This is a genomic window from Castellaniella hirudinis (assembly GCF_047468865.1).
Classification (GTDB): domain Bacteria; phylum Pseudomonadota; class Gammaproteobacteria; order Burkholderiales; family Burkholderiaceae_B; genus Castellaniella; species Castellaniella hirudinis_A.
Genome location: NZ_JBLGTV010000015.1, coordinates 12,845 through 25,871, shown reverse-complemented (window position 1 = coordinate 25,871; position 13,027 = coordinate 12,845). Strand labels below are relative to the sequence as shown.

Annotated in this window: 11 protein-coding genes; 3 read left to right on the top strand and 8 right to left on the bottom strand. The window is 63.9% G+C overall.

The features are described from left to right. Positions 1–270: 270 nt before the first annotated feature. Positions 271–2,496, top strand: a complete 2,226-nt coding sequence (locus ACMHYJ_RS14645; RefSeq protein WP_414246926.1) for a TonB-dependent receptor — start codon at positions 271–273, stop codon at positions 2,494–2,496. A 238-nt stretch (positions 2,497–2,734) separates the two neighbouring features. Beyond that, positions 2,735–3,415 (top strand): Fe2+-dependent dioxygenase, encoded by a 681-nt coding sequence (locus ACMHYJ_RS14640; RefSeq protein ID WP_414246925.1) that lies wholly within the window; start codon positions 2,735–2,737, stop codon positions 3,413–3,415. A gap of 76 nt (positions 3,416–3,491) precedes the next feature. Here the strand turns inward: ACMHYJ_RS14640 and serB are convergent, their stop codons facing one another. Next, the gene (gene serB, locus ACMHYJ_RS14635; protein ID WP_414246924.1) at positions 3,492–4,343 is read right to left on the bottom strand and encodes a phosphoserine phosphatase SerB; all 852 of its coding nucleotides are present in this window, start codon (positions 4,341–4,343) and stop codon (positions 3,492–3,494) included. Positions 4,344–4,435: 92 nt separating this feature from the next. Here serB and ACMHYJ_RS14630 point away from each other — a divergent pair, with 92 nt between their 5' ends. After that, positions 4,436–5,545 carry an alpha-hydroxy acid oxidase gene (locus ACMHYJ_RS14630; protein ID WP_414246923.1) on the top strand — a complete coding sequence of 370 codons (1,110 nt, stop codon included), beginning with the start codon at positions 4,436–4,438 and terminating at the stop codon, positions 5,543–5,545. A gap of 218 nt (positions 5,546–5,763) precedes the next feature. On the opposite strand, the gene ACMHYJ_RS14625 is transcribed toward ACMHYJ_RS14630, so the two are convergent. From ACMHYJ_RS14625 to nuoI, 7 genes are all read right to left on the bottom strand, one after another. Next, complete coding sequence (locus tag ACMHYJ_RS14625) at positions 5,764–6,360, bottom strand: DUF2818 family protein (protein WP_414246922.1); 597 nt, start codon at positions 6,358–6,360, stop codon at positions 5,764–5,766. Positions 6,361–6,540: 180 nt separating this feature from the next. Continuing rightward, a complete protein-coding gene (gene nuoN, locus ACMHYJ_RS14620; protein ID WP_414246921.1) occupies positions 6,541–8,025 on the bottom strand; it encodes an NADH-quinone oxidoreductase subunit NuoN in 1,485 nt (494 codons plus the stop codon). Between the two features lie 12 nt (positions 8,026–8,037). Then, positions 8,038–9,525, bottom strand: coding sequence for an NADH-quinone oxidoreductase subunit M (locus ACMHYJ_RS14615; RefSeq protein WP_414246920.1), 1,488 nt, complete (start codon positions 9,523–9,525; stop codon positions 8,038–8,040). Between the two features lie 11 nt (positions 9,526–9,536). Continuing rightward, positions 9,537–11,573 (bottom strand): NADH-quinone oxidoreductase subunit L, encoded by a 2,037-nt coding sequence (gene nuoL, locus ACMHYJ_RS14610; protein WP_414246919.1) that lies wholly within the window; start codon positions 11,571–11,573, stop codon positions 9,537–9,539. Between the two features lie 7 nt (positions 11,574–11,580). After that, positions 11,581–11,889 carry an NADH-quinone oxidoreductase subunit NuoK gene (nuoK, locus tag ACMHYJ_RS14605; RefSeq protein WP_414246962.1) on the bottom strand — a complete coding sequence of 103 codons (309 nt, stop codon included), beginning with the start codon at positions 11,887–11,889 and terminating at the stop codon, positions 11,581–11,583. Further along, positions 11,889–12,521, bottom strand: coding sequence for an NADH-quinone oxidoreductase subunit J (locus tag ACMHYJ_RS14600; RefSeq protein WP_414246918.1), 633 nt, complete (start codon positions 12,519–12,521; stop codon positions 11,889–11,891). The genes nuoK and ACMHYJ_RS14600 overlap by 1 nt, the downstream gene beginning before the upstream one ends. Before the next feature lie 16 nt (positions 12,522–12,537). Beyond that, the gene (gene nuoI, locus ACMHYJ_RS14595) at positions 12,538–13,026 is read right to left on the bottom strand and encodes an NADH-quinone oxidoreductase subunit NuoI (protein WP_414246917.1); all 489 of its coding nucleotides are present in this window, start codon (positions 13,024–13,026) and stop codon (positions 12,538–12,540) included. Position 13,027 lies beyond the last annotated feature (1 nt).

Here is a 13,027-nt window from a genome sequence, read left to right as displayed (position 1 = left end):
CATTCCGAGCGTTTCCCCGCCATTGGATGCGGGATGACTGCGTCATGTTGTCTTTTTTCCACAAAATGTCATTTTGATGGGCGGATTTTTTCCCGTTTTCTGACAATTTCCTGAATTCTGAATGAGAACGGTTATCATGCGCTTTTCGAACCATTTGTTTGACTTATATTAAGAACGGAGCTTATCGACGTGCATTCTGCTCATAAATCCACAAAACGGCTTCTAAGCCGTTCGACACCGCTGAGTGCGGCGCTTTGCGGCGCACTGACTGTGGCGCCCGGTCTCGTGGTGGCACAGGCCGCCGACGTCGCCGAACTATCGCCTGTACAGGTCACCGGCAGCGCACCCGCCTTCAAGGCGGATCATGTCCAGTCCGTGAAGTTCCAGGCCCCCCTGATCGACACGCCGCAAACCATCAGCATCGTGCCCGCGGAAGTCCTGGAGCAGCAAGGCGCACAAAACTTGCAGGACGTGCTGCGCAACGTGCCCGGCATTACCTTCTCATCCGGCGAAGGCGGCGCGGGCTGGGGCGATATGTTCACGATCCGCGGCTTCTCGGCCGAGCAGAGCATCACGGTGGACGGTGTGCGCGACAGCCAGTTGTCCACCCGCACCGACATCTTCAACATGGAGCAGGCCGAGGTCTACAAAGGCACCGGCTCCATCGAGTCCGGCGTGGCGGCGGTCGGCGGCTCGGTCAACCTGGTCAGCAAGACGCCCCATCTGGGCAACCTTTACCGCATCAACGGCGGCGTCGGCACGGATCAGTACCGCCGCGCCACGGCGGACATCAATCACCAGTTGGGTGAAACCACGGCCTTCCGCATCAATGCGATGGGCCACCACAACCGCGTCGCGGGGCGGGGCCCGACCGCATTCGAGCGCTGGGGCTTTGCGCCGTCGATCAGCTTCGGCCTGGGCACCCCCACGCGCGCCACCTTGTCCTACTTCCACCAGGAAGACAAGAACACCCCGGACTTCGGCGTGCCGGTCGGCCGCGACGGCGAACGCATGAAATACGTCGACCGGGATTTCTGGGGCGGCCTGGAGAACGCCGACGTCGAGGAAACCACCATCGACGCCTTCGACCTGAACCTGGAACACGATTTCACCGACAAGGCGTCCATCCGAAACCACTCCCGCTGGTCGCAAACCAAGCGATTCACCCACCTGACCACCGGCGGCCGCTTGCTGAATGCGCCCGGCGCCACCTACCAGGGCCAGTTGATCGACAACCCCGGCAGCAGCAACTACTGGGGCTACGACAATAACGGCAACGAAGTCTACCCGACCGAATACTGGGGCGTGGCGCGGCTGTTCGGCAACGCAAACGCCTATCGTGGCAAGATTTTCGCCAACCAGACAGACCTGAATCTGGACTTCCAGACCGGCGCGATCCGCCACCGGATGGTCACCGGCCTGGAGTACTACCAGGAAAGCTACCGCAAGGATCCCTACACCCGCTATCTGCCGAATATCGGCAACCAGCGCTACGTCATCGACGTGCGCGATCCCATCACCCGCTACGATGGCCCATGGAGCATGGTCTCCAGCACGGCCAATAATGGTGCCGAAGTCACCAACTGGGGGCTCTACGCCTATGATCAGATCACGCTGACACCGCAATGGGAGGTCACCGCCGGTCTGCGCTACGACCGCTACAAGGTCAAATGGTACGACACCAGCGGCCAGGTTCTGCCCTACACGCAAAACGACGGTATCTGGAGCGGCCGCCTGGGGGTGGTCTACAAGCCGGCCGAAAACGGCAGCATCTACTTGTCCTACAGCCGCGCCTCGCAGCCCTCCGCCTCGGCGGCGGCTTCGCGCAGCGGCGGCGGGGGCAACGCCTCGGTGTCCTCCTACACGCCGGGCGTGGCCAACACCTGGGAACTGGGCACCAAATGGGATCTATTCGACCAGCGCCTGATGGCCACGGCCGCCCTGTTCCAGGTCGAACGCAGCAACCCCTCCGACACCGACGATCTGGGCAATCCCACCCAACGCGCCGGCAAGGAACGCGTGCGCGGCCTCGAACTGGGCCTGGCCGGATCGTTCACCCCGCGCTGGTCGGCCTATGCCGGCATGGCGTTCATGCAAAGCAAGATCCTGGAAGATGCCGCCGATCCGCTGCAAGAAGGCGGCAAGATGAAGAACGTGCCCGACATGACCTTCAACTTGTGGACGACCTACGCCTTTACCCCGGAATTCTCCGGCAGCCTGGGCGGCCAATATATCGGCAAGCGGCGCTTCCGCGCGGGCAACTCGGTAGCGGCCAAGGGCGGCCATTCGGCCGACGTGGATGCGCCGTCGTACTGGGTGGCCAACGCCGCGCTGACCTACCAGGCAAACAAGCACCTGAACCTGCGGCTGAACGCGAACAATCTGTTCGATAAGTTCTATTATCAGCAGATTTCCAGCAGCTCCGATGGCTTCCAGCTGTTCGGCGTGCCGGGCGCGGGCCGCAACTTCATCCTGAGCGCCGAAGCCAGCTTCTAAGCCGCTCGGCCATCGCCCGGACTCGACCCACGCCGCAACCGCGGCGTACAACAACGGGACGGCCTTGACAGGGCCGCCCCGTTTTGTACACCCCGGGAATCACGCCCCGGCCGGCGCCCTAGGCACCCGCCCGGCATTTGGAAGTTCCCTGCCCAGCGCCGAAACCCCCACCCGGCACTTGGAATTGCTATGCTTTCGCTTTGATCCAGAACCGATTTCATTTCCGAACGGAACCGCCATGCTGCTGTCCATCCCCGATCTGCTGACCCCCGAACAGACCCGCCAGTGCCGCACCGCCCTGGAACAGGCCGCCTGGACCGACGGCCGCGAAACAGCCGGCCACGTCGCCGTGCAGGTCAAGCGCAACCGGCAGCTGCCGCTGGATCATCCCGATGCGCAGCACTGGGGCCAGACCATCGTCCAGGCCCTGACGACGAACCCCACCTTCATGTCCGCCGCCCTGCCCGCGCGCATCCTGCCGCCGCGTTTCAACCGCTACGAGGGCGGCGAGGAATATGGCTTCCATATCGACAATGCCATCTTTCAGGTGCCGAACACCACCACACGCGTGCGCACCGACATTTCGACCACGGTGTTCTTCAGCGACCCGGACGAATACGAGGGCGGCGAACTCGTCATCCAGGATACCTACGGCGAACAGCGCGTCAAGCTGCCCGCCGGCCACGCCGTGGTCTATCCCGGCACCAGCCTGCATCGCGTCACTCCCGTCACCCGGGGCGTGCGATACGGCTCGTTTTTCTGGACCCAAAGCCTGGTGCGGGACGACAGCCGCCGCGCCCTGCTGCTGGATCAGGACGTCGCCATCCAGCGCCTGATCCAGGCCGGCGCCGATGCCGAGATCGTCGCCCAGCTGACCGGCGTGTACCACAACCTGCTGCGCCAGTGGGCCGAACTCTGAATCCGCTGGCCCATGGCCCCGGCATCGCACAATCCGGTGGCCGGCACAGCCGAATCGCCCGCGGGCAGGCAGGCCACTAATGCTGGCGCCGAAACCAGTTCAGCACCGCGTCCAGCGGGCTGACGTCCAGGGCGAAGCGCGCCTGAGCGCGCACCACGGGCTTGGCCCGGTACGCCACGGAATAATACGCTTCACCCATCATCGGCAGGTCGTTGGCGCCATCGCCCAGCACGATGATCTGTTCCTGCGCGGCCCCCAGCGACTGCGCCATGGCCCGCACATGGCGGGCCTTCGCGGCGCCATCCAGCACATCCCCCAGCACGCGGCCCGTCAGCACCCCGTTCGCCACTTCCAGCGTATTGGCATGGGCGGCATCCAGCATCAGGCCCCGGCGCAGGCGTTCGGTGAAGAACGTGAAGCCCCCCGACACCAGCAAGGTTTTCAAGCCGTGTTCGCGGGCCGATTCGATAAGTTTTTCGGCCCCTGGATTCAGCCGCAGCCGCTGGGCGAACACTTGTTCCAGGGCGGATTCGGGAACACCTTTCAGCAGCGCCACGCGGCGTCGCAGGCTCTCGGAAAAATCAGGGATTTCGCCGCGCATGCTAGCCTCGGTGATGGCCGCCACCTGGTCTTTGCGGCCCACCGCGTCGGCAATTTCATCAATACATTCAATATTGATCAGCGTCGAATCCATGTCCATCGCCAGCAGCTTGCAATCCGCCAGCCGGTGCACCTCATCCAGCCAAGCGGCATCCATCCGCGCCGCCTGCGCCATGGGCAGCACCTCGGCGCGGGTCTCGGGGTCTACATTCAGCAGACGACAGGCCGTCGGCCCCATTTCCTGAACACCTTCGGCGCAGGCCACCGCCGCCAGCCGTTCAATGTCCGCCGCCGGCAAATGCGGGGCCTGCAAGATAATATGTGCCATGAATCCGGTCTCCACAAGAATGCGCGGCCATTTTACCCTTCCCAGATAGGCCGCAGCCGGCCGCCGACCACCCGAACGCCCAGCACCCGATGATGAACAATGCCCCCTCCCCAACCCCCACCTGCGCCCGGGACTACGAAAACGCGGCCCGCGACCGGCTGGATCCCGCCGTCTGGGCCTGGCTGGAATCGGGCGGCGCGGACGAAATCACCGCCCGGGCCAACCAGGCCGCCTATGCCCAACGCCCATTGCGCAGCCGGGTGCTGCGTCCGCTGGCCGGGGCGCACACCCGACTGGCGCTGGCTGGACACGCCTTGGCCCACCCCATCCTGATCGCCCCGATGGCCTGGCACGGCCTGGTTCACCCTGAAGCCGAACAGGCCACCGCCCTGGCCGCCGCCGCCACCCGCACGCCCTATATCGTCAGCGCCCAAGCGGGCACGCCGATCGAGACCCTGGCCGCCCTGCCCGGCCCGCCGTGCCTGTGGTTCCAGCTGTATGCCCAGACCCGGCGCAGCGACACCCTGGCTCTGGCCCGGCGCGCCCTGGCCGCCGGCGCCCAGGCGCTGGTTCTGACCGTGGACGCCCCGGTAAACGGCGTGCGCAATGCAGAACAACGCAGCGGGTTCCGCCCGCCGGCGCATATCCATTCGGTGCATCTGGACGGGCTATCGCCCGCCGGCGCGCGCCCCGTCCCGCCCGGCGGCAGCCCCCTGTTCGACAGCGGCCTGCTGGACGCCGCCCCCACCTGGGACGACATCGCCTGGCTGCGCGGCCAATTGCCCGGCACCAGTCTGTGGCTGAAAGGTATCCTGGACGCGGACGACGCCAAGCGGGCGCTGGATCATGGCATCGACGGCATCGTCGTGTCCAACCACGGGGGCCGCTGCCTGGACACCCTGCCCGCCACCCTGGACGCCCTGCCCGCGATCACCCAGGCGCTGGCAGGCCGCCTGCCGATCCTGCTGGACGGCGGCATCCGCCGCGGCACCGACATCCTGAAGGCCCTGGCCCTGGGCGCCCAAGGGGTTCTGATCGGCCGCCCCATCCTGCACGCCCTGGCCGTGGGCGGCGCCCCGGCCGCCGCCCACCTGATTCAACTGCTGCGCGGCGAACTGGAAGTCGCCATGGCCCTGACCGGCTGCCCCACCCTGGCCGGCATCGGCCCGGAGGTTCTGTTGCAACAATCCGGCCACCAGTAAAAGGCGCGACGATCAGGATGCGCGTGGACAGGGGTCTGTCGGATATTTACCCCATCGACAGCTCGGCGGGTGTCCATGGGAGAATTCATGTTGGATAGCGCCGCATCGACAGCCTCCATCTCAGCGGCGCGGCCGGTGTTCAGCAGCCTGTCAACCTGCGGGGAATGAACGCCCGGGCCGCCTGCCGGACACCGGCGGCCTGACAAGGTGTTCGGCGATTACTTGCGCCGCCGGTGCAGCAAGTAGTGCCACACGAACCCGGGATACCCCAGCACCAAAAACAGCGCCAGCGTCACAGCGTAGAATTCCCAGCCCTGCGCAAACGCATTGCCCAGATCCAGTTCCAGCGTGAAGCCCACCGTGCCGACCACCACATAACCCACCAGGGCTTCCAGAAAGCGGTCGATGAATGGCTTGGGGTCGGCGGGCTTGCGTGCCACAGCGGGGCGGCCGTCGGGCTTCGCGCCGCCCTGGAGAGCCTGCGCCCCATCCGCCCCCCACGCCTGCGGCCTGGCTAAAAGCCCCGGCACAGACATCAGCCCCGCCACCAGCGCCAGGCTGATGGCCAGCTTGAACAGGAAAAACAAGCTGCCCACGCCGCCAAACGCCCCGCCCACCAGACGCAGAGTCCCCCACGACCACATCCCCAGCAGCACCAGAAAGCCCAGTCCCAACGCCCAGCGCGACCAGCCGTCCCGCCCGGCATAGGCCTGCCCCCAGGGCCAGGGCGCCAGGGGGCGATCCGTCAGAAAAGGCAGGTTGGACAAGGCCAAGGCCCCCAGAATCACGAGCCAAACAGAGAAATCGAGCGGCATAATCCATCCCAAAAACAAACCCGCACCTGCGCATAAAACCCGAAGCCCTGCCCGGCGCACGGTATGCCCAACCAAAACCATCAGGCACACCACACATCAGACAGGGCGATCAGCGGCGCGTTGCATTCGGCCGGACGCGCCGGCCGGCCACAGCGCATAGGCCCATGCGCAGGCGAGACCTTAAAAGCGCAAGGACTGCTGAATCACATTGATGCACAAGGCCATCAGGCCACCGGGCAAGATCCCCAGGCCGATGATCAGCAGACCATTGAGCGACATGACACCGCGCGTGGCCACCGTGCCCGCGCTGAGGGTGACGCCGTCCTCGGGTTCGTCGAAATAGGCCGTCTTGACCACCCGCAGGTAGTAGAACGCGCCGATCAGGGACATGAGGACGGCAAACACCGCCAGCCACACATAGCCCGCGCCCACCAGCGCCTGCAGCACAACCAGCTTGGCATAGAAGCCCGACAGCGGGGGAATCCCGGCCAGCGAGAACATGGACAGCATCAGCACGCCGGCCAGCAGGGGGTTGCGGCGGTTCAGGCCCTTGAGATCGGCGATTTCCTCGCACTCGAAGCCCTGGCGCGACATCAGCATGATCAGGCCGAACGTGGACAGCGTGGTCAGCACGTAGATGACGATGTAGAACAGCGACGCCCCATAGGCCGCCGCGCTGGCCCCCGACTGGCCGTCATACACGCCGGACAGCAGGCCCAGAAAGACAAACCCCATGTGCGAGATGGTGGAATACGCCAGCATGCGCTTGAAGTTGGTCTGGGCGATGGCCACGATGTTGCCGATGGCCAGGGACAGCGCCGCCATGATCAGCAGCATGGGCTGCCAGTCGATGGCGATGCCGTGCAGGGCCTCGATCAGCAGGCGCAGGGTGATGGCAAAGGCCGCGAACTTGGGGGCCGCCCCCACCAGCAGCGTGACCGTGGTGGGCGCGCCCTGGTAGACGTCGGGCGTCCACATATGGAAAGGCGCCGCCGTCAGCTTGAAAGCCAGGCCCGACACGATGAACACCACGCCGAACACCAGCGGCAGACGCTCGGCGCCGCCGTCGCGGATGACCTGGGCGATTTCGGCCAGGCCGAGTTCGCCCGTGGCGCCGTAGATCATGGACATGCCGTACAGCAGAATCCCCGATGCCAGGCAGCCCAGCACGTAGTACTTCATGGCGGCCTCGGTGGACGCCAGGTGATCCCGGCGCAGGGCCACCAGGGCATACAGGGCGAAGGACATGAGTTCCACGCCCAGGTACACCGTCAGCATGCTGCCCGCCGAAATCATGACGAACTCGCCCAGCAGCATCAGCAAGGACAGGGAATACAGTTCGCCGCCACGCGTCAGCATGTCGCGTTTTTCGGCGTAGGCCCGGCCGTAGATCAGCGTGACCGCCACGGCGATGGCCGACAGGATCTTGAGGAAATGCGCCAGGGAATCCGTGACGTACAGGTTGCTGAAAGTGCGTCCCTGGACGCCTTCGCCCCACTGCCCCCAGGACACCACCACGGCCACCAGCAGCGTGCCCATGGTCAGCATGAAGGTCATGCGGCGCTGGGGTTCGCTGCCAAAGGCGTCGATCAAGAGCACCGCCCCGGTCAGGACCAGCAGAACAATCTCGGGGGTCGCCAGTGCGAAGTCGAAAAGATTTTGCATCGTGATTCCGGTTTACAGTTTGGATTGAGCGACGTGATCCAGCAGCGCCTGCACCGATGGGTGCATCAGATCCGTGAAGAAGCTGGGATAGATCCCCATGAACAGCGTCAGGATGGCCAGCAGGCCCAGGATCAGGAACTCGCGGCTGCAGATGTCCTGCATGCCATCGACCTGCTCGTTGACCACCGGCCCGAAAGCCACGCGCTTGACCATCCACAGGGAATACCCCGCGCCCCAGATCAGGGCGGAAGCCGCCAGCAGGCCGATCCAGAAGTTGTATTCCACGGCCCCCAGAATCACGGTGAATTCGCCGACGAAACCGCTGGTGCCCGGCAGGCCCGCGTTGGCCATGGAAAACAGCACGAAGAAAGTGACAAAGCGCGGCATGCGGTTGACGATGCCGCCGTAGGCGTCGATGCGGCGCGTGTGCAGGCGGTCGTACATCACGCCGATGCACATGAACATGGCCCCCGACACGAAACCGTGCGACAGCATCTGGATGATGCCGCCTTCCAGGCCGGTGACGTTGAACACGAAAAAGCCCAGGGTGACGAACCCCATGTGCGCCACGGACGAATACGCCACCAGTTTTTTCATGTCGTCCTGAACGATGGCGACCAGGCCGATGTAGATGACGGCCACCAGCGACAGGGCGATCATCACCCCCGCCAGGCTGTGCGAAGCATCCGGCGCAATGGGCAGCGAAAAGCGCAGAAAGGCGTAGGCGCCCAATTTAAGCATGATGGCCGCCAGCACGATGGAGCCGCCCGTGGGGGCCTCGACGTGGGCGTCCGGCAGCCAGGTGTGGATGGGCCACATCGGGATCTTGACCGCAAACGCCGCGAACAGGGCGATGAAGATGAACATCTGTTCGGTGTAACTCAGCGGCAGCTGATGCCAGACCGCGACATCGAACGAGCCGTTGGCGGCATGCCACAGATAGATGAAGGCGATCAGCGTCAGCAGCGACCCCATCAGGGTGTACAGAAAGAACTTGAAGGCGGCATAAACGCGGTTGGGCCCCCCCCAGGCCCCGATGATGATGTACATCGGGATCAGGGTGGCCTCGAAGAACACGTAGAACAGCATGCCGTCCAGCGCGCTGAAGACGCCGATCATCAGCCCCGACAGGATGAGGAAAGCCGCGTTGTACTGCGCCACGCGCGACTTGATCACCTGCCAGCCCGCCAGGATCACGATGATCGTGATAAAGGCCGTCAGCAGCACGAACCAGACCGAGATGCCGTCGATCCCCAAGTGGTAGTTGAGGTTGAACGCTTCGATCCAGGGCGTGTTCTCGACAAACTGCATGTCGGCCGTGCGGGGATTGAACCCGGTATACAGGGGCAGCGTCACCAGCAGGCCCACGATGGAGCCCACCAGCGACAGCACTCGGGCGGGACCCGGATTGTCGTCGCGGCCGATCAGCAGGACGAGCAGACCGAAGACGATCGGAAGAAAGATCGACAGGGTCAGCCAAGGAAGGGGAGTAGACGCCATTTCGCTAGCCATCAATGAACCATCAGGACGAAGAATGTGAGAAACACCATGATGCCGATGATCATGGCGAAGGCGTAGTGATAGATGTAGCCCGACTGCAGCAGGCGCATCGTGGCGGACGCCGCCCCCACCAGCCGCGCGCTGCCATTGACGAGGATGCCGTCAATGATGCCGCGGTCGCCGCCTTGCCACAGCCCGCGGCCCAGGGCGCGGGCGAAGCGGGCCACGATCTGTTCGTTGAACCAGTCGAAGTAGTACTTGTTGTCCAGCAGGCGGTAGACCGGCGCAAAGACGCGGGCGAACGCCGCCGGCACCGCCGGATTGACCAGCCAGCAATACCAGGCCACTACCAGGCCGGCCAACAGCAGCACGAACGGAAGCGCGGTGAAGCCATGCAGGCTGAAGGCGACCCAGCCGTGCCATTCCTCGGCCAGCGCGGCCATGGCCGGATGCTGGGCCAGCACGGTGATCGAATCGCCGAAATAACCGTTGAACAGCAGGGGATCGACGAACCAGACTCCGGCCACGACCGACATGAAGGCCAGGATGACCAGCGGCAGCGTGACCACCCAGGGCGATTCCTTGGGTTCGGCGCCATGCAGGGCGTGGATGCCCGGGCCATCGCCATGGTTGACCCAATGGCTCTCGTGATGCGCATGATCCTCGTGGTGCGTCTGGTGATAGCGCGGCTTGCCGTGGAACACCAGGAACAGCAGACGGAAGGAATACAGCGAGGTGACGAACACGCCGCACAGCGTCATGGCATAGGCAAAGCCTGCGCCCGGAATATTGGCCGCGTGCACGGCGGCGATGATGCTTTCCTTCGAGTAATAGCCGGAGAAGAACGGCGTCCCCACCAGAGCCAGGCTGCCGATCAGCATCGTGATCCAGGTAATCGGCATGCGCTTCCACAGGCCGCCCATATGGCGCATGTCCTGATCGTGCAGCATGCCCATGATGACCGAACCGGAGCCCAGGAACAACAGGGCCTTGAAGAAAGCGTGCGTCATCAGGTGGAAGATGGCCACGGAGTAGGCCGAAGCCCCCAGCGCCACCACCATGTAGCCCAGCTGCGACAAGGTGGAATAGGCCACCACGCGCTTGATGTCGTTCTGGATCACCCCCAGAATCCCCAGGAAGAAGGCGCCGAACGCCCCGATCACCAGGATCACGGACAAGGCCGTGGTGGACAATTCGTACAGCGGCGAAAACCGCGCCACCATGAAGATGCCCGCCGTCACCATGGTGGCGGCGTGGATCAGGGCGGAAATCGGGGTCGGGCCTTCCATGGAATCCGGCAGCCAGACATGCAGCGGCGCCTGGGCGGACTTACCCATGGCGCCCACGAACAGGCACAGGCAGGCCACCGTCAGCATCTGCCAATCCGTGCCCGGGAACACAATGGCCCCGAGTTCGTCGGCGCGGGCGAAGACCTCGGAATAATTGAGGCTGCCGGTATAGGCATACAGCAGGCCGATGCCCAGCACGAAGCCGAAGTCGCCCACCCGGTTGACCATGAAGGCCTTCATGTTGGCGAAGACGGCGGACGGCTTGGAATAGTAAAAGCCGATCAGCAGGTACGACACCAGGCCCACGGCTTCCCAGCCGAAGAACAGCTGCAGCATGTTGTTCGACATCACCAGCATCAGCATGGAGAACGTGAACAGCGAGATATAGGAGAAGAAACGGTTGTAGCCGGGGTCTTCGGCCATGTAGCCGATGGTATAGATGTGCACCATCAGCGAAACGCCGGTGACCACCACCATCATCAGAGCCGTCAGGGGATCGATCAGGAAACCGATCTCGAAGTGGTGCGATCCGATCATGGACCAGGTGTAGACCGTGCCATTGAAGGTCTGGCCGTCCAGCACCTGCTGCAGCACCACCAGCGAACCGATGAAGGAAATGGCCACGCCCAGGATGGTGACGCTGTGCGCCGCGCGGCGGCAAATCCAAGACCCCATGAAACCGGTGCCAAAGAGGCCCACCAGCAGGGCGGCCGCCAGCGGAGCCAGCGCGATCAATAAATAAAGACTTTCTGCAGACATGGTGTCCTTACCCCTTCAGCTGGTCAAGCTTGTCGACACTGATGTTGCTGAGATTGCGGAACAGCAGCACCAGGATGGCCAGCCCGATGGCAGCCTCGGCGGCGGCGACGGTCAGCACGAAAAACACGAAGACCTGCCCGTCCGGGTTGCCCGACCAGGCGGAAAACGCCACGAAATTCATGTTGGCGGACAGCAAGATGAGTTCGATCGACATCAGCAGCACGATCAGGTTGCGTCGATTGAGAAAAAACCCGAACACGCCGATGGCAAACAGAATCGCCCCGACGATCAGATAGTGGCTCAGTCCGATTTGCATCATTTTTCGGCTCCTTCGGATTCGGGGGCTGCGGGGGGCTGCTCGACCACGGCGGCCATTTGCACCACACGAACGCGGTCGGCCGCCTTGACCCGCACCTGGCGGTTGGGATGGGTGCGCTTGTAGTCGGTGCGCGCGCGCATGGTCAGGGCAATGGCGGCGATCATGCCCACCAGCAGGATCAGCCCGCCGATCTGCACGGCATAGGCAAAGTGGGTATACATGGCGGTGCCCAGCACCAGGGTGTTGTCGACATCGTCGGCCGGCAGCTGCAGCGGCGCCGCATCGCCCCAGGCGCGCAACACCACGAAGGCCATCTCGGCCACCATGATGCCGCCGATGGTCAAGCCCAGCGGCAGATAGACCTTCATCCCGCTTTTCAGGCCTTCCAGGCGCATGTCCAGCATCATCACCACGAACAGGAACAGCACCATCACGGCGCCGACATACACGATGACCAGCGCCAGGGCCAGGAATTCGGCCTGGATCAGCATCCACATCATGGACGCCGTGAAAAAAGCCAGAATCAGGTGCAGCACCCCGGTGACGGGGCTGGTGGCCGTGATGACGCGAAACGCCGCCACCACCAGCACGATGGCCAGCAAATAGAACAGAATTGAATCAAAACTCATGGTCGGTCTTCCGGCATCAGCGATAAGGTGCGTCGGCGGCGCGACGGGCGGCGATTTCGGCTTCGTAGCGATCGCCCACGGCCAGCAGCATGTCCTTGGTGTAGTACAGGTCGCCGCGTTTTTCGCCGTGGTACTCGTGCAGGTGGGTTTCCACGATGGCGTCGGTCGGACAGGCTTCTTCGCAGAAACCGCAGAAGATGCACTTGGCCAGGTCGATGTCGTAGCGCGTGGTGCGGCGGCTGCCGTCCTCGCGCTGCTCGGACTCGATGGTGATGGCCAGGGCCGGGCAGACGGCTTCGCACAGCTTGCAGGCGATGCAGCGTTCTTCGCCGTTGTCGTAGCGGCGCTGCGCATGCAGGCCCCGGAAGCGCGGCGACGTGGGTGTTTTTTCCACCGGATAGCGCAAGGTGATCTTGCGTTTGAAGAAATACCTGCCCGTCAGGCGCATGCCTTCGAGCATTTCCTTCAGCATCAGACTGCCGAAGAAGTCTTTGATTGCTTCCATG